Source organism: Mycobacterium branderi, assembly GCF_010728725.1.
Taxonomy (GTDB): domain Bacteria; phylum Actinomycetota; class Actinomycetes; order Mycobacteriales; family Mycobacteriaceae; genus Mycobacterium; species Mycobacterium branderi.
The window spans coordinates 686514-707957 of the sequence record NZ_AP022606.1 but is presented as its reverse complement, the minus strand read 5'-3'; the positions used below and the strand labels follow the sequence as shown (position 1 = coordinate 707957).

Below are 21444 nucleotides of genomic sequence, written 5' to 3'. Positions count from 1 at the left end.
GCGTCTACCGGTGGTGCTTTTACCACTCGATAGCCATGTCGTCGGCGGCCACGGCGACGACGCCGTCCGGATCCTCGACAAGGTGATCGACGGGTCTGTCGCCGTCGAAGTACGTCGTCGGCGAGCACAGCCACTGCACCAAGCCCACCTCCGACCAGTCGTTGGCCTCCGCGATCTCGCGTAGTCGGCCGATCACGGCAAGCGGACGCCCGTCCGGCCCGAACTGAAAGCCCGGGTAAACGAGGTGATTGCCTTGGCGGATGGCGATCAGGTGGTTATTGCGGTGCGCACTCGCAGCGAGATTGCGTGGGGCGCGCGACCGCGACCCCATTCGTTTGCCGACCGCGGCGCCGGTCAGCATGCCGAATTCCGCGTCGATGCGCCGGTAGAGGTTGTGTTCGGCCTGGACGGCCTGGGCGCTCTGGCGAATGCGCTGCGTCGCGACGGCCAAGTCCTCTCCGGTGCTCATAGCGACCAGTCCTACCGGTAGTTGACGAACTGCAACGCGACGTCGAGGTCGGCGTTCTTCAGCATCGCGATGACGGCCTGCAGGTCGTCGCGCTTTTTGCTGGACACCCGGACTTCGTCGCCCTGGATCTGCGTCTTGACGTTCTTGGGGCCCTCGTCGCGGATCAGCTTGGTGATCTTCTTGGCGTTCTCGCTGGAAATGCCCTGCTTGAGCGTCCCGGTCACCTTGTAGGTCTTGCCGGAGGCCTGCGGCTCGCCGGCCTCGAAGGCCTTCAATGAGATGTCGCGGCGGATCAGCTTTTCCTTGAACACCTCGACGGCGGCCTTGACGCGCTCCTCGGTCGAACTGGTCAGCTCGATGGCCTCGTCGCCCTTCCAGGCGATCTTGGTGTCGGTGCCGCGGAAGTCGAACCGGGTGGCCAGCTCCTTGGCCGCCTGGTTGAGGGCGTTGTCGACCTCCTGGCGATCGACCTTGCTGACGATGTCGAACGATGAATCCGCCATTGGATCCGTCCCCTCTCGATTGGTTGCTTGGCCGTTTGTATCCTGAGTACATCCTCGTTGTAGGGTGCTAGTCGCACCAAGGCAGGTTGCCCGAGCGGCCAATGGGAGCGGACTGTAAATCCGTCGGCGTATGCCTACCCAGGTTCGAATCCTGGACCTGCCACCCTCCTCACCACAGTTGGAGTAGCCGAATACCCTAGTCAGCTCTCGGGCGCGTGGTGACAATCCCTCGCATGGCTGTTCCACTGTCTACGCCCCCGCCGGGGCCATTACCGCGGCTGCCCGAACCCCACAGCGTCGACGACGTCGCGCGCAATCTCGATCAGATCATCGACTGGTCGATCAATGCTCAGAGCACCATCGGCTACTTCGCCGTGCTGTACAAACGCGCGACCTTCGCCGTTCGTCACGGCCTCGACACCGGCGCGTTCAAGGATCCGAAACGGATGGAGCGGTTCGATCTCGTTTTCGCCAAGCGCTACTTCGACGCGTTGAATGCCTATTTCCACCCGCGCACCTTCAACGGGCTGACAGCGCCGTGGGAGGTCTCGTTCGTCGGCCAGGCGGACAGCGACGCCACCATGATTCAGCAAATGATGACCGGGTTGAACGCCCACATCTGCTTCGATCTGGGCGTCAGCGCCGCCACCGTCGCCCCGCACACGCTGCGCGATCTGGAGCCGGATTTCTTCCACGTCAACGCTTTGCTGGGCAGCCAGGTCCCCGATCTGCTCGACATCATCCAAAAACTTTCACCGGCATTCCGCTGGGTTCGCCGGGCGGTGCCGAACGAGATCTTTTGGATCCGACGGCTGATCGTCAAGTTCCGCACCGGCGCTTGGTGGTTCGCCGTCGCCCTGGCCGAAAATCCGGCCCAGGCGAAGCAGAAGACGGTCAATCAGTCGGCGTGGACGTCGGCGCTGGGCGCCTGGTACCTCGACCCGCCCGAAAAATGGAAACCGTTCCACCACATCGTCAATGTCGTCAAAAAGCGGGAAAGCCACGACGTCGGCGCTAACGTAGCCGCACTCGCGGGGATCGCCGAAAAACCGCACCCGCTGATCAAAAAGCTGCTCTGACCTATCGTCGCCCGCGACGAGTGATCGCCAGCAGCACACGGGCCAGCGGGCCGCTGTGCCGGGGTTTGCCGTGCTGGTCGACCCGGATGGGCGGCTTGACGACGTTTCGGCCCAACCGCCAACGCAGCTGGTCCAGTTTGCGGAACGGCGCCAGCACGGCGGGTTCGCGCAGCTTCCAGATCGCGCAGCGCGACGCCGGCGAACCGGCCGCGTCCAGGATGCCGTTGACTGCGCGGCGCGCCGCCTCGTTCGCGGCCTCCATCGTCGCCAAATCCGTGTAGGTGCGGACGAAGTCGGCCGCCAGCAAAAAGTTGGGTATCGCGGTGACCGCGTCGGGCCGATTCGCCCACGAGCCGGCGGTGTTGACCAGTAACGGCTCGAGGTTGGTCGCCCCGCTCGGGTTCGGCAACTGGATGGCGGGGTCCAGGAACCAGCTGTGCACGTTGGCCACGTCGAGCGAGCCGTCGTCGATGGCGTCGACGAGCTCGCCCCACACTTCCTTGCGGATCTCGTCGCGGGTGCAGTCCATCGCGATCTTCTTGACGTGTGCGCCCTTGCGCTTCCACTCCGAGATGTCGACCGACAGGATGCCGTTGACCAGTCCGTCGCCTCGCTTCTCCAAGTCGATGCCGGGCCAGAACTGGGCTTGCGAGATCGCGGTCAACGCCCACTGCGAATCGATGAAAATCGCATGGCCGTGGACCAGCGGCACATCGCGGTACAGGTAGAACATGGCGCCATTCATCCAGCGCACGACCAGTTCCGGCAGCGCCGCCAGTCGCGGCTCCGCGGCGCGCAGGGCCGGGGAGACCAGCATGCGCAGCCGCTCGACCGGCAGCGCCGCCACGTAATAGTCGGCGCGCACCCGCTCCGCGCCGCCGGGGCCGGAGATGGTCACACCGCTGATGTGATGTCCCTTGCAGTCGATTTCGTCGACCTCGCAGCCGCCGCGCAACGTGACGCCCATGCCGCGCAGGTAGCTGAGCCACGGGTCGAACCACACCTCGCTGGTCGGGCCGTCCAGGACCCGGTCCATCCGCCCGTCGCCGCGCACCAGGTCGTAGAAAAGCTGGCACAGGATCAATCCGCCTGTGCGTGCCGACATTTCGCGCGCCCGTGCCGCGACGAGGGTTCGGGTCATCCCGTCGGCGAGGAACTTCTGGAACGCGGGGGAGCGCTGTTCGGCCCCCATGAACTGCCACCAGCTGACCTGCTCCCACTCGTCGAAGCGACGCTCGTCGCACGAGCACATCAGGGTCAGCAGGCGGTCGAAGAACCACGCCAGTTCGCCCGGTGGAATGCCCAGGCCGACACCGGTTTCCCACATAAACCGGATCATCACCTCGAGGTCGTCCAGCGACGACGGCCGCTCGGCAATCCCGACGATCTCGTTGCGATGACCGTCCTGCGCCAGCAACATTCGCGTCGACGCGGTGAGATGCGTTGCGACTGTGCCGTTCGCGGCCGGGATTCGCGACATGGTGTCGGGGATGTGGCGGTAGAAGCCGGGGAAGAACCGGAATCCGTGCTCGGCCGGCAGGTCTTCACGGTGTCCCGTTCCCGAGCCCGGCACCGGCATCGAGCGCGCCTTGCCGCCGAACGCGTCGCGCATTTCGTAGACGGTGACGTCGAATCCGCGCTCGGCAAGTTCGTGTGCGGCGGTCAGCCCGCCGACTCCGCCGCCCAGCACCGCGACCGACGTCACGACAGGATCTTTTCCGCTCGTACGTATTCCGGCCAGCGCGCGTCACCGGGAAAGCGGGCGACGACGTCGGCCAGCGCCGACCGGTCGCCGTCGCCGCACAACTCGAAACTATCTAGCAGACAACGTAATTCGAACAACGTCGCGCCTTGCTTGCGGGCGAACTCGAGCGCGGCGCTGAGCGCTTCGCGCTGCTGCGACAGGTCCGCGAACGTGTGGGCCCGCACGCGCATCAGCTCGGCGTCGTGGAAGTGCATGCCGGTGTCTTGGGCATGCTGCAACGCCCAGTCCAACCGGTTGCGCGCCTGCTCCGGCAGGCCCGCGGCAATCAACAACCGGCCGATCACCGCGTCGTGGAAAGTGAGATAGATATTGAGGTGCAGGTGTCGCGAGCCGTCCACCCATCCAGCTATTTTCCAGGCCCTGGTGATCAGGGTGTCCGGGTCGGCGCCGGCGCTCAATGCGGTCAGTCCCTTGACGGTGGCATGCTGGGTTGCGCTGACGCCTCGCCACAGGTCGAGTCCCGACTGCTCGCTCAGCCGACGAAGATCGCCGACCATAGTGGCTGCCCGCTCAATCTGGCCCGCCTCCAGGCAAAGCCAAATTGTCGCGAAGTCGAGGTGCGCCCGGTTGTAGGCGTTCTGCGGGAATGCCAGGCTGTCGCAGCGCCGGGCGGCGTTCGCCAGCTCGGCCTCGGCATGGTCCAGGTCGCCGTACACCATATGCGTGCGCGCCAGGTAGATGTGGGTCGCCGCAAGGACGTCGTCGGCGATCCACCACGCCGCACCCAATTCGTGTGGATCGGCGGCGGAGGGGTCGGCCAGCACGCGCAGCAGATGCTTGCGAGCTGTGGCGAAATCGCCTTCCAGCCAGGCGATCCCGCCTAGCGAACACTCGATGGCCGGATAGCTCCACAGCCAGCCCGACGGAATTCGGTTGGACAGCGAATCGACGAGTTCACGAAGCCGGCGCAGCTCGGCCCTGTTGTAGTAGTAGGCGATCATCGCCATCAACGTCAGGAACAGCTCGTCGTCGTACATGCCGCTGGTCGCCAGCTGCAGGCACCGTTCGAGTTCGGCGGGTCCCTCGCCGCTCATGCTGCCCTGCACGGCGCCGGCCAAGAAGCCGCGCTCCAGCCGGATCGCGATCTCCTTGCGGTCGCGCTCCGGTCCTTCGGCGCAGTGGGCGAGCTGGTTGACGGCGTCGGTCAGGCAGGCGCGGGCTTCGGCGATGGCGCCGCGGCGACGGGCGTCGACCGATGCTTTCTGGCTGGCGGCGACGGCCTCGTCGTACAAGTGGGCCTGCTCGAAATGGTCTGCGACCACACGCCAATCCGGCTCGACGGTGGTCGCCGCCTCGACCAGCGCGCGGGCGGCCCGGGCGTGCAGGTCGCGGCGCAGCGACGGCGGTGCCAATTCGGCGGCCACTTCGCGCAGCAGCTCGTGGCGAAACCGCCAGCTGTCGTTTCCGGTGAGTTCGAGCACCCGCGCCCGCACGAGTTCGGCGGCAATGTCGTCGACGTCCTCGGCGTCGCGGCCGACCACCGCGCGAAGCAAGGCGATGTCGCCGGAACGTCCGATGACGGCGGCCGCTTCCGCGACCGGCACCGCATCGGCGTGCGGGCGATGCAGCCTGGCGAACAGCGGCTCGTACAACGCCTCGGGTACGCCGAATTTGGCGTCGAGTTCGCCGACGACATGCTCGAGGTAGAACGGCACCCCGTCGCACCGTCGGCGCACCGCGGCCCGCTGCGCATCGGTCAGGGCCGGATCCAATGCGTCGATCAGGGCGTCGGACTGCTCGTCGGTCAACGGCGCGAGGTCGAAAAGTGTTACCGGCCAATCGGATTGCAACCAGCCGTCTTCGCGGCCCGTCAGGACCACGAGCAGGCGCCCGTCGGCGGCCGCCAGCAACGCGGTGATCAGCTCCAGAGTGGACGGGTCGAACCAGTGCACATCCTCGGCAAGCACCAACCCCGGTTGATCGCCGATGCTGGCCAACACATACTGGCGCACGGCCGCGCCGATCGACTCGTAAAGTGTGCGCCCTTCCACCGCGGCCGGGGCATAGCCGTGTTCGGGGCCGACACCCAGCACCGGCGCCAGCAGCGGCACAGTGGCGTCGGGATCCATTGCGCGGGTGGCTAATTCGTCCTGCAACAGCCGAAGTCGCTGGGCACCCTCGGTGAGCCGGGTGATGCCGCAACGCCGCTCCAAAAGCGTGTGCACCGGGTGCAGGCCGGTCTCGGTGTGCAGCGGCGAACCGATCAGCTCGACCACCGGCGCGCCTGCGGCCCGGGCCAATTCGGTGGCCTCGCCGGCGAGCCGGGTCTTGCCGATTCCGGGCTCGCCGCGCAGTGCAACACCGGGAATGGTCAGTGCGCCGTCGCACGCTCGCTGCCAGCTCTGCTGCAGCCAGTCGCGTTCGCGGTCCCGCCCGATCAGCGGCAGCGGGCGCAGCGGCGGGGCGCCCGGCCGCTCGGCGACAACCCGGTGATGGGGGATCAGCCCGTCGACGCCCTTCACCGGGGCCGGCGGGCGGGCGCTGAGCTCGAACGCGTCGCGCACCAGCGGCGCGACGGCGTCGGACACCGCGACGGTGCCGGGCTCGGCCAGACCGGAGATGCGGGCGGTCAGGTTGGCGGCGAATCCGTACACGTCGTCCTGGTCGGTGTCGAGGTAGACCAGGCCGCGGTGGATGCCGACCCGCACGTTGATCGGCGCCCCGAACTTGCGGCTGGCCTGCTCGCTGAGCTGCGCCACCGCCCGGGTGATGTCCAGCCCCGCCGCGATGGCCCGGCGCAGGTCGTCCTCGTGTGCCTTGGGGTGGCCGAATACCGCCAGCAACCCGTCGCCCTTGATCGAGCAGATGTGGCCCTCGTAGCGGTCGATGAGCCGGGCCACCTCGTCGCGGTAGCGGCCGACCAGCGTGCGGTAGGTCTCCGGTTCCAATCGGGTGGACAGCACCGTCGAATCCACCAAATCGGCGAACATGATTGTGAGGCGGCGGATTTCGCCGTATCGAGCGGGAGCGGCGAGCAGGTCCTCGGCCTCAAGATTGCCGTGGTCGACGGAAAGCACCTGTCCGGCAAGGGTGGTCGCAGTCGTGCGGTCGCCCGCATTGATGGCCCGCACCGCGCGGTCCAGCAATTCGTTAATCGTCGTATTGGATTGGTCAGGGCTCACATACGCCTCCGGCCCCCGAAGGCTCCCCCGCGGGGCTAAGGGTACGCGTGTGACCAGCGATGTTCAGCAAATCGACGCAAGTAGAGTAGGTGTCTACCCGCTTCGCGGTCCGCCGGTACTCGAATCGGTAGTCTGCCTGAGATGGACCGACGCAGCATGATGTTGATGACGGGATTCGGCCTGCTGACCGCCGCGGTTCCCGTTTCCACAGCTAAGGCCGCGCCACCTGCGGCATCCGGGAACTACCTGTTCCACGACGAGTTCGACGGCCCGGCCGGCTCAGCCCCCGACCGGTCGAAGTGGATGGTGGCGCGGGCCCGCGAGACGATGAAGGACCCGACGTACTGGGAACGGCCGGAAAACGTCGGCCAATACCGCGACGACCGCAAGAACGTGTTCCTCGACGGCAACTCGAATTTGGTGCTGCGCGCCGCAAAAGACGGCAACACCTATTACAGCGGCAAAGTGCAAGGCTCGTGGCGCGGCGGCATCGGCCACACGTGGGAAGCCCGGATCAAGCTCAACTGCCTGACCGCCGGCTGCTGGCCCGCGTTTTGGCTGGGCAACGACAACAACGGCGAAATCGACGTCATGGAGTGGTACGGCAACGGCAACTGGCCGTCGGCCACCACCGTCCACACCAAGGCGAACGGCGCCGAATGGGCGACGCACAACATCGCGCTGGACAGCGCGTGGCACACCTGGCGATGCCAATGGGACGACGCCGGCATGCGGTTCTGGCAGGACTACACCGACGGCGCGGCGCCCTACTTCACCGTTCCGGCCCGCTCGATCGCGGACTGGCCGTTCAACGACCCCGGCTACCAGGTGTTTCCGGTGCTCAACCTGGCCGTCGCCGGGTCGGGTGGCGGCGATCCCGGGCCGGGCAGCTATCCGGCGGAGATGCTCATCGACTGGATACGGGTCTGGTAGCAGCGTCGTCGGCGCCCAGCTCGACGGCGGCGGTGATCACGGCCCGGTCGATCTGACGCAGTGCGTGCAGGGCGGCGAGCAGGCTGGAGTTTTGGCTGGCAAGAGTCTCGGCGGCGTCAAGGTAGTCGGTAGCAGGGGCGACGCTCTGTGCGGTGCCGTCGCGGGCGGCGTCCAGCGCGTCGATGTTGCGGCGAACCTGCGCGGCCGCGGCGCTCACGGCGTCGGCCAGCTCAGGCGGCGCGTCGTCGTAGCGAGCGCTGTTGCGGGCCAGGGTCCGCGCGTAGTGGTCGCAGGCGGCGAGCATCCGCAGGCCACGCCGGATGCTGCGGCGCCCGGAGAGGCCGGCGACGCCGGCCATCAACGGCTTGGCCGTTTGCCGGTACTGCTGCAGGTTGCGGTCGAGTTGACGGGCCAGGTCGGTCGGGTTGCCGCTGGCCTTGCCCAGCAGCGACGACGCCGACGCGTCGATCAGGTTCGACAGCGTCGTCAAGAAGGTGTGGGCGTCGTCGCGGATGGCTTTTCGGGTGTCGGCCGGCAGCACCAGGACGGCGACCGCGGCGCCGATCACCGCGCCGATCGCGGTCTCTTCGATGCGCAGCAACAGCAGGTGGACGGTGAATTGGCCGAGCAGGCCGTACAACAACGCCAGCATGGTCGTGATCCAGAACGTCATCATGCTGTAGGCGATCTTCATGCAGTAGAACGCGCAGAACAGGCACACGAAGATCAGGACCAGCGACGCGGCGCGGTCGCCGGAGACCAGCGTGGCGATCAGCACGCCGCTCGGCACACCGAGCGCCGTGCCAAGCAGCCGCTGCCAGCCCTTGGTGAGCGTTTCGCCCCAGGAGTTGGTGCCGGCGAAGATCACGAACGCAGCGATCACCGCCCAGTACCAGCGGGCTGGGGATACCAGTTCGCCGACGACGATCGCGAGCGAGGCGGCGACGGCGACTTGAATGGCTTGCCGGGTGGTCGGCCGCAGACCGGGCTCGGGCGGTTCGGTGTCGACGGGCGTGGGTGCCCAGCTTCCCGGATGTTCGACACGTGCGCGGACCTCGGAAGTGGTTGTGGCCGTAGCGATTATCGCCATTGCGAGGCGCCTTAGCGGGTCAGGTGGCCGCTGGTCGAGCACTCGCTGAGCCATGGCCGCGGCCTGGTCGAGGCCGCCGCGCTCCGGCAGCCGGATGGCACTGGCCAGCTGGGTGAGCGCGGCGGCCAATTCCGCGCGGTCGGCGGCCGGGATGTCGGCCGCGGCGGCGCGTGCCCCGGCCGTGGCCACCCGCTCGACGGTGAGTTCGGCGTCGAACAGCCACAGCGCCAGTTGCTCGCCGGTGACGCCGGGCAGCGTCGCCGGGTTGACCTTGTCTTCGAGCTGGCTCTGGACCATCAACGCGGTCTCGTTGAGCCGGGCGATCCGCGCTCGCAGTCGGCGGCGGCGTCGCTCGTCGAGCCGGCCGGTCTTCAGCGCCTCGGCGGTGGTGTCGACGACGATGGCCATTCGGGCCCGCAGGGCGCGCAGGCTCGCTGACAGCACGCGTTCGGGTCGGTCGGGCAGCACATAGGTGCCGAAGACGAAGCTGCACAACGTGCCCACCAGCACGGCCCCGATCAGCCAGGGCAGCTCGGCGGTCGTGGCCCGGAGGAACAGGGTGAAGAAGTAGGCCATGAACATGACCATGCCCAGCGCTCGTCCGCGCGGGCCGAAGCGGCGGATGTAGACCGCGGCGAACACGATCACCACGAACACGATGTCGCTGACCAGCTTGTGGGGCGCCAGCAGCGCGCCGGCGGAGATGGCTGCCGCGGCGGGCAGCGGCAGCAGCGCCATCGTGATCTTCTGCTGACGGGGATCGGGCTCGTTGACGGAACGCGCCGCGACCATCGTGATCAGCACGCCGAGCAGCGCGACGGTCACGGGCTGTCCGGTGGCCTTGGTCAGCAGGAACAGGATCGCCAGCGCGCATGCCAGCGCGGCCGTCGTCCGTATGGCCATCCGCAGCCGCAACGCCCCAGGGTCGGAGCCGATCAGCCAGTTCAGTGCTCGCTCGAATCGACCGCGCACTCCTGACCGCCTCCTTCTGCCTTCCTCATGGTTACTGCACTGTGGCGCCGTGGCCCAAACGCGCCGGTCGATTAGTCTTCGACATCGTGACGGCGCCGACCCGGGCGAAGCTGGCCGACGGCCGCGACCTGCTGTTCTTCTCGTTGCCCGGTCACACTCCGGCGCCGGTTGTAGACCGCCGGCCGCTGCCGGAGCGTGACCCTGCCCAGTCGCAGTTGCGGTTCGACCGGACGACCGGGCAGTGGGTGATCATTGCGGCGCTTCGCCAGGACCGCACTTACAAGCCGCCCGCTGACCAGTGTCCGTTGTGCCCGGGCCCGACGGGGTTGACCAGCGAGGTGCCCGTTCCCGATTACGACGTCGTGGTTTTCGAGAACCGGTTCCCGAGCCTGTGCGGAACCGGTTCGACGCTGGCCGTGCCGGACGGGTTTGTGCCGGTGCCTGGTTATGGCCGCTGCGAGGTGATCTGCTTTTCGTCGGATCACACCGGCTCGTTTGCCGACTTGGAGGCGTCGCACGCCCGCCTTGTCGTCGATGCGTGGCGGCATCGCACGGCCGACCTGATGGGTCTGGCCGGCGTCGAGGAGGTGTTCTGCTTCGAGAACCGCGGCGAGGAGATCGGGGTGACGCTGAGCCATCCGCATGGTCAGATTTACGGCTACCCGTATCTGACGCCGCGCACTGCCGTGATGCTGGAGCAAGCGCGTGAGCATCGAAACCGGTTTGGCCGCAACCTGTTTGAAGACCTGCTGGCACGCGAGGTAACCGACGGAAGTCGTGTCGTCGCGCGGACCTCGTCGTTCACGGCGTTCGTGCCGTTCGCGGCGCGCTGGCCAGTGGAGGTGCACGTCTATCCGAACCGGTTCGTGCACAACCTCGTTGACCTCTCCGACGGTGAACTGGACGACTTCGCGCAGATCTATCTCGACCTGCTGCGGCGCTTCGACCGGATGTATTCCGCTCCGCTGCCCTATATGTCGGCACTGCACCAGTACGCCGACACCGACGCGCAACGGGAGGGCTACTTCCACGTCGAGCTGATGTCGATCCGGCGCAGCGCTACGGCTTTGAAGTACTTGGCCGCCTCCGAGTCGGCGATGGACGCATTCATCAGCGACGTGATGCCGGAAGCCGTGGCCGAGCGGCTGCGAGAACTCGGGTGACGATCCGATACGCCGCGCCGGGGCGGATCAACCTGATCGGTGAACACACCGACTACAACCTGGGTTTCGCGCTGCCGATCGCGCTGCCGCAGCGCACCACGGTGACGTTCGAGCCGTCGGATGCAGATGTGATTACCGTGCGCAGCGACCGCATGGACGGCGTGGTGCGGATTCCGCTTGACACGGTTCCGGGTGACGTCAGCGGTTGGGCCGGCTATGTGGCGGGGGTGGTGTGGGCGTTAGGTAGCGCGGGTTACCGCGTGCCGGGCGGTGCCATGTCGGTCACCAGTGACGTCGAGATCGGGTCGGGGTTGTCGTCGTCGGCCGCGCTGGAGTGTGCGGTGGTGGGGGCGTTGGCGTGTGGTGTGCATATCGACCGGCTGGAGCAGGCCCGGCTGGCGCAGCGTGCGGAGAACGAATACGTCGGCGCACCAACGGGTTTGCTCGACCAGTTGGCGGCGCTGTTCGGGGAGCCGTCGACGGCGTTGCTGATCGACTTTCGGGAGCTGACCGTGCGGCCGGTGCCGTTCGACCCCGAGGCGGCGGGGGTTGCGCTGCTGTTGATCGACTCGCGGGCGCGGCACACGCACGCGGGCGGCGAGTACGCGGCCCGTCGGGCGTCGTGCGAACGGGCGGCCGCCGCGGTGGGGGTGCCGTCGCTGCGGGAGGTTTATGACGTGTCTGCGCTGCGGGCGGTGGGCGATCCCGCTGATGCCCGTCGTGCCCGGCACGTGCTGACGGAGAACCAGCGGGTGTTGGATTTTGTTGCGGCGCTGGATGACTCGGATTTCGTGTCGGCGGGCCGCATCTTCACAGCGTCGCACGCCTCGATGCGCGACGACTTCGAAATCACCACCGAGCACATCGATGTGATCGCCGACGCGGCGCTGAGAGCGGGCGCGTTTGGTGCGCGTATGACGGGCGGCGGGTTCGGGGGCTGTGTGATCGCATTGGTTCCGACTGAGCGGGTGGACGCCGTCGCTTCGGCGGTTCGAGGGGCGGTGCACGAAGCGGGCTATGAGCAGCCGGTGATTACCCGGACGTATGCCGCCCAGGGCGCCGGCGTCCCACGTGTCACATGAGTCACCGGCGACAAGGGATGCACGATGTGCCCGCCTCGTAGCGACAAGGGGGGTTTTGCGGGCTGAGCCGCCGACGCATTCGTCACTCCAGGCACTCAAAGCTAGTGAGCCACACCTGTTTCCGCAGATTCGGCCATTTCGGGGGGCCCGGCTATCAGCGACAACGAGGCGACCTGTCGGTGCCACGTGCGAGGGTCGGATGATGAATGAACCACTGCAGCTGCGGGGCACCGAACTCCGCTATGTACTGACCTGGCAGCTGGCTCTGCACGGGCCGGCAACCATCACCGAGTTGGCGGACAGTCTCAGGTGGCACGGCTTTGCCGTGCGCGGGCGCGCGTCGAAGGCGATCTCGGATGCCTTGCGCTGGGAGATGGGATACGGCCGCGTGCGCCGGCTCGGTCGGGGTCGTTATGGCCCGGGCGCAATGCCGCGTGGCACCGAATACCGGATCCACAAGCGGGTGCTGGCGTTGCGCGACAAAGCCAAGTTGTCGCTGGTAGCCGGGCAGGCCGAAACCGCCCTTTTCGGGACCACTGGTGTGCCTGGCGAGTCACCAGTGGCGTAGGTGAACAATTCGCGCGCGTCGATGAGTGTCGCACCGGCGGTTGTCGCTGCGAGGCGGGCACATCGACGTCCACCTATTCTTGTGTCCGCCGATGCCGCGGGGAGAGCATGGGGGCATGGCCGGCTACGTGGACGTCCGGGCATACGCCGAGCTCAACGAGTTCCTGGGGCCCGAGTCGCGCGGGGTGACCGTGCGCCGCCCGTTTCGCTCGCACCAGACGGTCAAGGACATCCTCGAGGCGATGGGCGTCCCGCACACCGAGGTCGACCTGATCCTCGTCAACGGGGATCCGGTCGGGTTCGCGCACCGCCCGGCGGTGGGCGACCGCATCGCCGCCTACCCGATGTTCGAGGCGCTCGACGTCGGGTCGACGGCCCGGCTGCGGCCGGTGCCGCTGCGTGATCCGCGCTTCGTCATCGACGTCAACCTCGGCAGGCTGGCGCGCCTGCTGCGCGTCCTTGCCTTCGACGTGTGGTGGTCGAACGACGCCGACGACCAGACCCTGGCCGACATCAGCCTGAGCCAGCAGCGGATCCTGCTGACCCGTGACCGCGGTCTGCTGAAGCGACGCGCGATCACCCATGGTCTGTTCGTGTACTCGGAGCACGCCGAGGAGCAGACGCTGGAAGTGATCCGGCGACTGGATTTGGCGCAACGCGTGGCCCCGCTGACCCGATGCCTGCGATGCAACGGCACCCTGGCCACGGTTTCCAAGGAGGAGGTGATCGAGCACTTGGAGCCGCTGACTCGCCGCTACTACAACGACTTTCGGCGCTGCACCGAATGCGGACGGATCTACTGGCCCGGCTCGCACCACACCGGATTGCTCCGGCTGGTCGAGCGGCTTCGCGAGCAGCTTTAAGTCGGAGTCAATCGGATAGCGGCCAGATTGAGCCGATCCACCGCTTCGGTGAAGGCCTCGACCGACGGGATCTCGCCATCGCGGAACTTCAATCCCATTGTGCGCTGCGGGTCTTTGCCCGGAGAGGACTGCGCACAGCGGCGGTAGAGATCTGCGATGACCACCGGGTCTTCGACGAGCTCGCCACGCATCTTGCTGGTCTTGCCGTCGTGGAGAACCTGCGCAGGAGCACCGCCGCGGAAGTTCCACTTCCAGCGCGAGTCAGTCAGTGCGTACAGCTCGTCGCCGAGGCGGTGCGCTGTCAACGGAATTGAGTACTGCCGTCCCGTTTTTCGTCCGGTGAAGCTCAACAACATCAGCTGCTTGCGGGCTCTGCCGATCGGAAGACGCAGCAAGAACCGGACGACCGGGTTGATGACACGGAGCACTGCCGCCGGGTGGTGAGAAACCGTGATCGCGGGTGACTGTTCGGCCATGCCAATACCGTGGCTTTACGTTGTCGCCGTCAAGCGGATAGCGGCCAAATGGAGCTGGTCGACCGCCTGGGCGAAATCCTCGAGGGTCGGTACCCGCTGATCGCGGAACTTCAATCCCATCGCGCGCTGGGCCTCCTTAGCACCGTAGGACTCCGCGCTGCGATGGTAGAGACCCGCGACGGCTGCGCTGCCTTCGATCAGTTCCCCACGCATGGTCGTCGTCTTGCCGTCGTGCAGCACCTGGGCGGTCGTGCCACCACGGAAGTTCCGCTTCCAGGGCGCGCCGGTCAGCGCATACAGATCATTGTCGATCCAGTGCGCGCTCAACGGGATTGAGTAATTGCGCCCGGTCTTTCGTCCCGCGAAGCTGACCACCATCAGTTGCTTACGCAGCGGACCCGGGAGCGGCGTGCGCAGCAGCAACCGCATGATGGGGTTGAGTATCCGGAGTGCTGCCTGCGGGGGGTGTGACTCGGTGATCGCGAGTGACTGTTCTGCCATGGCAACACGGTAAAGCGTGCGGCGCCGCAGCGCTAGCCGCCGATATCCCAGCCGACGGTAAACCCATGGCGCAGCACAAGTTCGGTGAGAACGTCAGTGCGCTCGGCCAATGTCCATGACGAGGCGGTAAAGGCGTCGAGGCCAAAGAATGCGTAGTTGATCGACGTCTCCGGGGTGGTGCGCGGCCGGTACACGATGGCGTCAAGGGCGTCGGGCCCGGTCCACCACTGCCGCACGGCGTCGGCCAGCCGGTGACAGGTGTCCCACACGTCGGGATGCTGGCCGGTGTTGATCTGGTCGTCGACGTGCAGGACGTCGAGGTTCGCCTCGGTGCGCAGGTCGAGCACCCGCAGGTGCCGGGCAGCGACCAGCCGCACCAGATAGTGCCCGGCGTGGTCGGAAGGGATCACCAGCCCGGTGGGCCGGTAGCGCTCCCGGAAGGCGCCGACGAGTGTGCTTGCGGCATAACGGGTTCGGAACGCACCGGATTTGGGGTCGAAGCGAAACCGCGGGGTGGGGAAGCCGTTCCACGTCCACTCCGCGGGCGGGGCCGCTTCCACGCGCCACAGTTCGGTGTCGGCCTCGACGCGGCGACGGCGCAGACCGACCGGCCGGGCCTCCGGCAACGGCGCCCGGTAACCGTCGGGAAGGTCAGGCACCGACGGCGGCGAGCATCCGCCACGCGGTCTCGGCGGTCTTCGGGCGGCGCAGCGCCTCGGCGATCGACGAGCCGCCCAGCTCGTCGTGCTTCAGCCGCATGATCCGGTCGGCGGCCAGGGGGTCCGACGTGAACCGCGCGAGCAACTCCAGGATCTGCGGCAGATCCGTCCGCAACCGGTCGTCGTCGAATTGCCAAGCCGGAAACCAGGTTTGGTTGCCGACAGCGGACCCGATGAGTCTGCCGCGGCTGCGCAGTCGATGCACCGCCTGCGGCGATTTCACCCCCAGCCGGGCTTGCACGGCGGGCGTCGGCAGCGAGCCCTCGACGAACTCGCGCACCAAAGCGCCGCGACGCTCGTCGTTCAGGCTCCGCGCGGCGACGCGCTCCAGCGTCCCCTGGGGGGCGGTCGGCGCCTCCAGGATGGCGTCGAGCACCTCGGCGAAGCCGGAATCCTTCCGGGCGCGCTCGGCGACCTGGCGAACAAGCGGGGCAACGGCGGTGGGCATGCCCCAATACTACCACCGATTGAAACAATTGAAACACGCACACAGGAAGCTCGCGTACGGTCGAGGCCATGGCACGAACCGACAACGACACCTGGGACATCACCGAGAGCGTGGGCGCGACGGCGCTGGGCGTGGCGGCCGCCCGCGCCGCTGAGACCGAGAGCGAGGACCCGCTGATTCAGGACCCGTACGCCCGGGTCTTCCTCGACGCGGCCGGCGAGGGCATGTGGAATTGGTTCGCAGGGCCCGAGCTGCCGCCCGAGATCGTCGAGGCCGAGCCGGACCTGCCGCTGCGGATTCAGTCGATGCGCAACTATATGGCTTCCCGCACAGCGTTTTTCGACGAGTTCTTCCTCGCGGCCACCAAGGCCGGGGCGCGCCAGGCGGTGATCTTAGCGGCCGGGCTCGATTCGCGGACGTGGCGTCTGGCGTGGCCGGACGGCACGACGGTGTACGAACTCGACCAGCCCAAGGTGCTGGAGTTCAAGGCGTCGACGCTTCGAGAACACGGCGTCGAGCCGACGGCGCGGCTGGTCAATGTCGCCGTCGACCTGCGCCAGGATTGGCCGAAGGCCTTGCAGGACGCGGGTTTTGACCCGTCGGCGCCCAGCGTCTGGTCGGCCGAGGGGCTGCTGCCGTTCTTGCCGGCGGCCGCTCAGGACCTGCTCTTCGAGCGGGTGACCGCGCTGAGTGCACCCGGCAGCCGCATCGCCGTGGAGGCGCATGGCCCCGATTTCAACGACCCCGAGGTTCATGCCCGCCAGCGTGCGCAGATGCAGCGCATCCGCGATCTCGCGGCCGGACTCGGCGAGCAGCCCGACATCCCCGACGTGCAGGACCTGTGGTACCTCGAGGACCGCGCCGACGTCGGCGACTGGCTGCGCGGCCACGGCTGGGAGGCATCGGTGATCCCGGCCGAGGAATTGATGGCCAGTTACCGCCGCCCGCCCGCCGACGTCGAGGACTCGTCTCCGCGCAGTGTGTTTGTGTCCGCGCAGCGGGTGTAGGGCGTTAGATCATCTCGTTGTTGGTGAGCCAACGCATCACCGGCCAGCCGATGAAAACCGGTAGCCAGCACGTCAATACCCGGTACAGCAGCACCGACGGCACGCCGACAGCCGCGGGGACACCGAACGCGGCCAGCCCACCGATCAGCGCGGCTTCGACGGCGCCGACGCCGCCGGGCGTGGGGGCCGCCGAGGCCAGGGTGCCGCCGACCATCGTCACCACGGTGACGGTGACGAACGTCGTGTCACCGCCGAACGCCCCGACGCTGGCCCACAGCGCCAACGCCGCACCGAGAGTCGTTCCGGCACAACCCAGTACGATCAGCCCCAGTCGCCACGGTTCGCGGGCCAACTCGACGAGGTCGCGGGAGACTTCGGCAAGCTTCGGGCGCACCGCCGTCGCCAGCCAGCGCCGCAGCGTCGGCACGAACAAGAATGTGCCGACGATGCCCAGCGCCACACCCGCGATCAGATACAACACGGTGGCTCTCGGGACGAAGTGCGACAGGTCGGTGCCCGCACCGGCGGCGGTACTGAAGATGATCAGCAACACGACGTGCACGATCACCTGCACCGACTGCTGCAGCGCCACCGCCGTCGTCGCACGTATCGCGCTGAGGCCGCTCTTCTGGAGAAACCGGGTACTCAGGGCCAGCCCGCCGACCCCCGCCGGAGTGGTGGTGGCGGCAAAGGTGTTGGCCACCTGCATGATTGACAGCTTGACGAAGCTCACCGACCCGTCGGTGCAGGCCCACAACGCGGCGGCCGCGCCCACATACGTCAGCGCCGAGACCGCCAACCCCAGCAGCGCCCACCACCAGTTCGCCGTGCGCAATTCGGAAAAGAACGTCGGCACCGTGCTGATGAACGGGTAGGCGACATAGACCAGCGCGACGAGCAGCACCAACTGGATGAGCTGGCTGCGGGTGAACCGGGTGATCGTCTCGGCCTGGATCTGATCGGCGCCGGTTTGGCGCATCACCTCCGCGCGGCTATTGGAGATGACAGCCTTTGCGTCGCTTACGGAGTCCCGGACCCGTTTCGGCACAGCCGTTTTGGTAAGACGGCGCGACGCGGTCAGCACGGTTTCCTTGCCGAACGTGTCGATCGCGGCAGCCACCGCGGACTGCGGGTCGTAGAGCGACGACGTCGTCACCAGCAGCTGAGCGATGTCGGATTGGAGTTGGGCGTCGGTGGCGCCGTATTCGGCGCTGCCGTAACCGCCGAACAGCACGGCGCCGTCGTCGACCGTGATTTCCTTGCTGCGTAAGTCGCCGTGCGAGATCTGCTGATCGTGCAAGCGCCGCAACGACTGCCAGACAGAGGCGACCGGCGTCGTCGTCGCGCATTCGGTGATTGACCGACCGCGAACGGGCCTGTGCGCGTACAGAGTCCAGCCGCGCTCAAGCGACGCGACGGCAACTGTCGAGGTGTTGGCCACGCCGGCGTCGCCGATCGCGATCGCCATCAACGCGCGATGCTCGACGGCGCGGTGCATCGAGGCGTGCAGGGGCGCGGTCTCGGTGCCGCGCAGCCGCAGCTTGCGCCACAGCTGGCGCAGCGCGCCGCCGCTGCGTTGGTGCGGGCCGTACAACTCGATCACCGCGGGATCGTCCGACTGTGCCGAAAGGACCAGCGGCCCAGGCCCGGCCGGCCGGATCACCGTCAACGCGGACACGACGAATCCGCGCCGGGCCAGCGCCCGGACCGCGCCGTCCAGCGGCACCTCCAGCGCCGGCGTCCCCACCACCAGGACCACCAGCGCGCCGACGAACCACCCGACCGCCAGCCCCAGCAAAGCGCGGGCCGGCACGATCGCGCTGACCACGAGGTGGATCGGCACGAACGCCAGCAGCAGCGTCCACCACCAGCGCCGCCAACGCGCGGGCAGCCAGGGACCCGACACGGTGAGCACCGCGGCGAGCATCCCGATCCAGCGCGGGTCGTCGAGGAACTGGGACAGCAGCGTGGACAGCCGGTCGGAGAGGTCGAAGTGCCAGCGCGGCGCGGCGATGCCCTTGCCGCTGATCGACAGGCAGAGCACGGCGAGGATGCCGGCGGCCGCGTAGGCGCCGAGCAGTTTCCATTGCCGGGCGACGATCAGCCCGATCAGGATCACGAACGGCAGCGCCAGGATCGCGATGCCGTAGATCAGATAGACCAGGTTGGATTGCGCGGGGGAGAGCACCCCGACGATCTGCGAGACGGATTTCTCCAGCGCGACCCACTGGGTGCGGGTGATCAGCGAGCTGGTGACCACGGTCGCGAGGAACAGTGCCGCGAGGATGAGCCGCAAGATGTCGTTGGTGCGACGGGTCAGCGGTTGCAGCAGGCTGCCGGAGACGGTGACGTCGCGCCCGTCGACTCGCATGGCCGACAACTTAACTGATTCGCTGTCAGTGGCGCGTGCGCGTCATCCCGTATCGTCGGCGTGTGCTGACCGGATTGCTGCTGGCTCTGGGCTGTTCGCTCTGCTACGGCACCGCGACGGTATTGCAGGCGGTGGCGACGCGAGCGGTCGAACCGGGCAGCGGGTCGGGAGTCGATGCCGCGTTGCTGTTGCGTGCGATCCGGCAGTGGCGCTACATCGCGGGCTTTGGCCTTGACGGCGTTGGGTTTTTGTTCCAGGTGGCGGCGCTGCGCTTGGTGCCGATCTACGTCGTCGCCGCGGCGTTGGCTGCCTCCCTCGCGGTGACCGCCCTCGTGGGCGGTGCGGATGCTGTCGGCGCAGCTGGCACCGGTGGAATGGGCGGCCGTGGGCGTGGTCTGTGTGGGCCTCGCGATGCTGGGCATGGCGGCCGGGCCGGAGGGTTCCGGGCATGGGCCCGCGGGGCTGCCCTGGGCGTTGTTGGGCGTGGTCGCGGCGGTGTTCGTCGCTGGCGCCGCCGCCGGCCGATTGGACGACCGCTCGCGCGCGCTGGTCCTGGGCTTGGCGGCCGGTGTCGGCTTCGGGGTCGTCGAGGTCGGGGTGCGCCTGGTCGATCCGATCGATCCGACCAAGGCCGCGTTTTACGCCAACCCGTCGCTGTACGCGGTGATCGCCGGCGGGCTGGCCGGTTTTCTCCTGCTGACGTCGGCGCTGAGCCGCGGATCGGTCACGACGGCCGTGGCCGGAATGGTGATCGGGGAGACCGTCGGGCCCGCGCTGGTCGGGGTGGCGTGGCTCGGCGATCGTAGCCGGGAAGGACTCGGCTGGATGGTCGCCGTGGGATTCGCCGTCGCCGTCGCCGGAGCGCTGGTGCTGGGCCGATTCGGCGAAGCGCCGGCGCCCGAACCCGGGTGACTGTTAGGCCGACGAGCTCAGCGCTGCGTCGTAGTTGGGCTCCTGGGCGATCTCGGGCACCAGCTCGGTGTGCGCGACCTTGCCGTCCGCGCCGATCACCACGACAGCCCGGGCCAGCAGCCCGGCCATCGGACCGTCGGCCAGGCTGACGCCGTAGTCGTCGCCGAAGCTGCTGCGGAACGCCGATGCGGTGGTGACGTTCTCGATGCCCTCGGCGCCGCAGAACCGCTGTTGGGCAAACGGCAGGTCCTTGGACACGCACAGCACAGTGAGACCGCTGCCGGCGGCGCGCTCGTTGAAGGTCCGCACGCTGGCCGCGCACACCGGGGTGTCGATGGACGGAAAGATGTTGAGCAACAACGGCTTACCGCGGAACTGGTCGCTGCTGACCGCGCCGAGGTCGGTGCCGGTCAACGTGAAGTCGGGCGCCGGGGAGCCGACGGCCGGCAGCTCGCCGACGGTGTTGATGGGATTTCCGCGCAACGTGATCTGTGCCATGGGGTCATAGTCTGCCAAGGCGCGGCGGTCGTGCTGGATGCGGGTGGGCCGCACGGCCGGGCAGTGATGAGACAATTGCCCATGTGACCGATGTCGCGGAACGAACCGCCGAGGCCGGCGAGGTGCTGCGGCGTCATGGCGCCGTGTTCGCCTACCTGCATGGCAGCCGCGCCGACAACGCGGCGCGGCCAACCTCCGACATCGACATTGCCGCGTACTTCGGCGGGCAGCAACCGGAGGCGTTCGAGATTCTATTGCCCGCCGGCGTCGACCTCCTGGTCCTGGACAACGCTCCCCTCGAACTTGCGGGCCGCATCGCGCTGCGGGGAAAACTTCTTTTCGAGACCGATCGCGCGAGGCGAGTGGCTTGGGAAGCGACGACCCGCAAGATCTACCTCGACGAACTGCCGCGAATCACGCGGGCCCACCGCGAGTTCGCCGAAGCGGTGCGTCGTGGTCGATGAGACTCGAGTCCTGCGGCTCCTGCGTGGCGTCACCGACGACTTGGCAATACTGCATCGAGAATCCGCGGCCGACGACGCTCGGCGCACGGACCCGATTTGGCTGCGCGGCATCAAATACACGTTCGTAACAGCGATTGAGGCGTGTATCGACATTGCGCAGCACATTTGCGCGGCGGAGGGCTGGGGCCCGCCGGCCGACAACGGCGACGCGATGCGTCTGCTCGGCAGTCATGGGGTCCTCGCGGCTGACCTGGCTGACGCACTGCGCAAAGCCGTTGGCTTTCGGAATGTCCTCGTTCACGAATATGTGGAGGTGTCGGACGAGATCGTAATCGCACGGCTTAGCGATGTCGGCGACCTCGAGGGCTTCGTCAAGCAAATCGCCGCATTCGTCACTGAATAACCCCGGCCCCAGCTAAGCCTCGGTGCCCGCTGTCATA

Annotated in this window: 21 protein-coding genes and 1 tRNA gene; 11 read left to right on the top strand and 11 right to left on the bottom strand. The window is 67.6% G+C overall.

Annotated features, from left to right (window positions below; genetic code table 11):
* Nucleotides 1-19 precede the first annotated feature (19 nt).
* Together G6N47_RS03835 and G6N47_RS03830 are read right to left on the bottom strand one after the other, a co-directional pair.
* Nucleotides 20-469, bottom strand: a complete 450-nt coding sequence (locus G6N47_RS03835; protein ID WP_083130255.1) for a hypothetical protein — start codon at nucleotides 467-469, stop codon at nucleotides 20-22.
* A gap of 11 nt (nucleotides 470-480) precedes the next feature.
* A complete protein-coding gene (locus G6N47_RS03830) occupies nucleotides 481-972 on the bottom strand; it encodes a YajQ family cyclic di-GMP-binding protein (RefSeq protein ID WP_062540027.1) in 492 nt (163 codons plus the stop codon).
* 80 nt (nucleotides 973-1052) lie between these two features.
* Between G6N47_RS03830 and G6N47_RS03825 the strand changes: the two genes are divergently transcribed.
* Nucleotides 1053-1135 (top strand) — tRNA-Tyr (locus tag G6N47_RS03825).
* Nucleotides 1136-1205: 70 nt separating this feature from the next.
* On the top strand, nucleotides 1206-2051 hold the full coding sequence (locus G6N47_RS03820) for a DUF5995 family protein (protein ID WP_083130254.1): 846 nt from the start codon (nucleotides 1206-1208) through the stop codon (nucleotides 2049-2051).
* A gap of 1 nt (nucleotide 2052) precedes the next feature.
* Here G6N47_RS03820 and G6N47_RS03815 read toward each other — a convergent pair whose 3' ends face one another.
* On the bottom strand, nucleotides 2053-3756 hold the full coding sequence (locus G6N47_RS03815) for a hydroxysqualene dehydroxylase (protein WP_083130253.1): 1704 nt from the start codon (nucleotides 3754-3756) through the stop codon (nucleotides 2053-2055).
* A complete protein-coding gene (locus G6N47_RS03810; protein WP_083130252.1) occupies nucleotides 3753-6938 on the bottom strand; it encodes an ATP-binding protein in 3186 nt (1061 codons plus the stop codon). Before G6N47_RS03810 ends, G6N47_RS03815 begins: the two co-directional genes overlap by 4 nt.
* Nucleotides 6939-7070: 132 nt before the next feature.
* On the opposite strand from G6N47_RS03810, the gene G6N47_RS03805 reads away from it, so the two are divergent.
* The gene (locus tag G6N47_RS03805; RefSeq protein ID WP_083130251.1) at nucleotides 7071-7871 is read left to right on the top strand and encodes a glycoside hydrolase family 16 protein; all 801 of its coding nucleotides are present in this window, start codon (nucleotides 7071-7073) and stop codon (nucleotides 7869-7871) included.
* Here G6N47_RS03805 and G6N47_RS03800 read toward each other — a convergent pair.
* Nucleotides 7846-9900 carry an FUSC family protein gene (locus G6N47_RS03800; RefSeq protein ID WP_083130525.1) on the bottom strand — a complete coding sequence of 685 codons (2055 nt, stop codon included), beginning with the start codon at nucleotides 9898-9900 and terminating at the stop codon, nucleotides 7846-7848. The two genes, G6N47_RS03805 and G6N47_RS03800, sit on opposite strands and share 26 nt — an antisense overlap.
* Nucleotides 9901-10019: 119 nt before the next feature.
* Between G6N47_RS03800 and galT the strand changes: the two genes are divergently transcribed.
* From galT to G6N47_RS03780, 4 genes are all read left to right on the top strand, one after another.
* Nucleotides 10020-11096 (top strand): galactose-1-phosphate uridylyltransferase, encoded by a 1077-nt coding sequence (galT, locus tag G6N47_RS03795; protein WP_232080116.1) that lies wholly within the window; start codon nucleotides 10020-10022, stop codon nucleotides 11094-11096.
* Nucleotides 11093-12178 (top strand): galactokinase, encoded by a 1086-nt coding sequence (locus G6N47_RS03790; protein WP_083130250.1) that lies wholly within the window; start codon nucleotides 11093-11095, stop codon nucleotides 12176-12178. Before galT ends, G6N47_RS03790 begins: the two co-directional genes overlap by 4 nt.
* Nucleotides 12179-12380: 202 nt before the next feature.
* Nucleotides 12381-12746 carry a hypothetical protein gene (locus tag G6N47_RS03785; RefSeq protein ID WP_083130523.1) on the top strand — a complete coding sequence of 122 codons (366 nt, stop codon included), beginning with the start codon at nucleotides 12381-12383 and terminating at the stop codon, nucleotides 12744-12746.
* A gap of 115 nt (nucleotides 12747-12861) precedes the next feature.
* Complete coding sequence (locus tag G6N47_RS03780) at nucleotides 12862-13608, top strand: Mut7-C RNAse domain-containing protein (protein ID WP_083130522.1); 747 nt, start codon at nucleotides 12862-12864, stop codon at nucleotides 13606-13608.
* On the opposite strand, the gene G6N47_RS03775 is transcribed toward G6N47_RS03780, so the two are convergent.
* Genes G6N47_RS03775 through G6N47_RS03760 form a run of 4 tightly spaced genes read right to left on the bottom strand, consistent with a single transcriptional unit; the run spans nucleotide 13605 to nucleotide 15752 of the window.
* Nucleotides 13605-14084, bottom strand: coding sequence for a hypothetical protein (locus G6N47_RS03775; protein ID WP_083130249.1), 480 nt, complete (start codon nucleotides 14082-14084; stop codon nucleotides 13605-13607). The genes G6N47_RS03780 and G6N47_RS03775 overlap by 4 nt on opposite strands.
* A gap of 15 nt (nucleotides 14085-14099) precedes the next feature.
* Nucleotides 14100-14585 carry a hypothetical protein gene (locus tag G6N47_RS03770; protein ID WP_083130248.1) on the bottom strand — a complete coding sequence of 162 codons (486 nt, stop codon included), beginning with the start codon at nucleotides 14583-14585 and terminating at the stop codon, nucleotides 14100-14102.
* Nucleotides 14586-14617: 32 nt separating this feature from the next.
* Nucleotides 14618-15244: an RES domain-containing protein gene (locus tag G6N47_RS03765; RefSeq protein WP_139799333.1), complete on the bottom strand. Its 627-nt coding sequence runs from the start codon at nucleotides 15242-15244 to the stop codon at nucleotides 14618-14620.
* Nucleotides 15237-15752: a hypothetical protein gene (locus tag G6N47_RS03760; RefSeq protein WP_083130247.1), complete on the bottom strand. Its 516-nt coding sequence runs from the start codon at nucleotides 15750-15752 to the stop codon at nucleotides 15237-15239. The genes G6N47_RS03765 and G6N47_RS03760 overlap by 8 nt, the downstream gene beginning before the upstream one ends.
* A 68-nt stretch (nucleotides 15753-15820) precedes the next feature.
* On the opposite strand from G6N47_RS03760, the gene G6N47_RS03755 reads away from it, so the two are divergent.
* On the top strand, nucleotides 15821-16759 hold the full coding sequence (locus tag G6N47_RS03755) for a class I SAM-dependent methyltransferase (protein ID WP_083130246.1): 939 nt from the start codon (nucleotides 15821-15823) through the stop codon (nucleotides 16757-16759).
* A gap of 4 nt (nucleotides 16760-16763) precedes the next feature.
* Here G6N47_RS03755 and G6N47_RS03750 read toward each other — a convergent pair whose 3' ends face one another.
* Complete coding sequence (locus G6N47_RS03750) at nucleotides 16764-19130, bottom strand: lysylphosphatidylglycerol synthase transmembrane domain-containing protein (protein WP_083130245.1); 2367 nt, start codon at nucleotides 19128-19130, stop codon at nucleotides 16764-16766.
* A gap of 345 nt (nucleotides 19131-19475) precedes the next feature.
* Between G6N47_RS03750 and G6N47_RS03745 the strand changes: the two genes are divergently transcribed.
* Nucleotides 19476-20042: a hypothetical protein gene (locus G6N47_RS03745; protein ID WP_232080115.1), complete on the top strand. Its 567-nt coding sequence runs from the start codon at nucleotides 19476-19478 to the stop codon at nucleotides 20040-20042.
* Between the two features lie 3 nt (nucleotides 20043-20045).
* Here G6N47_RS03745 and tpx read toward each other — a convergent pair whose 3' ends face one another.
* Complete coding sequence (gene tpx / locus G6N47_RS03740; RefSeq protein WP_083130520.1) at nucleotides 20046-20540, bottom strand: thiol peroxidase; 495 nt, start codon at nucleotides 20538-20540, stop codon at nucleotides 20046-20048.
* A gap of 83 nt (nucleotides 20541-20623) precedes the next feature.
* Here tpx and G6N47_RS03735 point away from each other — a divergent pair, with 83 nt between their 5' ends.
* Nucleotides 20624-21004 carry a nucleotidyltransferase domain-containing protein gene (locus tag G6N47_RS03735; protein WP_083130244.1) on the top strand — a complete coding sequence of 127 codons (381 nt, stop codon included), beginning with the start codon at nucleotides 20624-20626 and terminating at the stop codon, nucleotides 21002-21004.
* Nucleotides 20994-21407 (top strand): type VII toxin-antitoxin system HepT family RNase toxin, encoded by a 414-nt coding sequence (hepT, locus tag G6N47_RS03730; RefSeq protein ID WP_083130243.1) that lies wholly within the window; start codon nucleotides 20994-20996, stop codon nucleotides 21405-21407. The genes G6N47_RS03735 and hepT overlap by 11 nt, the downstream gene beginning before the upstream one ends.
* The last annotated feature ends 37 nt before the right edge of the window (nucleotides 21408-21444 follow it).

Excerpts from the sequence above, each read along its gene's own strand:
- G6N47_RS03835 (WP_083130255.1), bottom strand. The coding sequence starts at position 469 with ATGAGCACCGGAGAGGACTTGGCCGTCGCGACGCAGCGCATTCGCCAG.
- G6N47_RS03780 (WP_083130522.1), top strand. The coding sequence starts at position 12,862 with ATGGCCGGCTACGTGGACGTCCGGGCATACGCCGAGCTCAACGAGTTC.
- G6N47_RS03750 (WP_083130245.1), bottom strand. The coding sequence starts at position 19,130 with ATGCGAGTCGACGGGCGCGACGTCACCGTCTCCGGCAGCCTGCTGCAA.
- tpx (WP_083130520.1), bottom strand. The coding sequence starts at position 20,540 with ATGGCACAGATCACGTTGCGCGGAAATCCCATCAACACCGTCGGCGAG.
- G6N47_RS03770 (WP_083130248.1), bottom strand. The coding sequence starts at position 14,585 with ATGGCAGAACAGTCACTCGCGATCACCGAGTCACACCCCCCGCAGGCA.
- G6N47_RS03745 (WP_232080115.1), top strand. The coding sequence starts at position 19,476 with ATGCTGTCGGCGCAGCTGGCACCGGTGGAATGGGCGGCCGTGGGCGTG.
- G6N47_RS03830 (WP_062540027.1), bottom strand. The coding sequence starts at position 972 with ATGGCGGATTCATCGTTCGACATCGTCAGCAAGGTCGATCGCCAGGAG.
- G6N47_RS03785 (WP_083130523.1), top strand. The coding sequence starts at position 12,381 with ATGAATGAACCACTGCAGCTGCGGGGCACCGAACTCCGCTATGTACTG.
- G6N47_RS03760 (WP_083130247.1), bottom strand. The coding sequence starts at position 15,752 with ATGCCCACCGCCGTTGCCCCGCTTGTTCGCCAGGTCGCCGAGCGCGCC.
- G6N47_RS03755 (WP_083130246.1), top strand. The coding sequence starts at position 15,821 with ATGGCACGAACCGACAACGACACCTGGGACATCACCGAGAGCGTGGGC.
- G6N47_RS03820 (WP_083130254.1), top strand. The coding sequence starts at position 1,206 with ATGGCTGTTCCACTGTCTACGCCCCCGCCGGGGCCATTACCGCGGCTG.
- G6N47_RS03775 (WP_083130249.1), bottom strand. The coding sequence starts at position 14,084 with ATGGCCGAACAGTCACCCGCGATCACGGTTTCTCACCACCCGGCGGCA.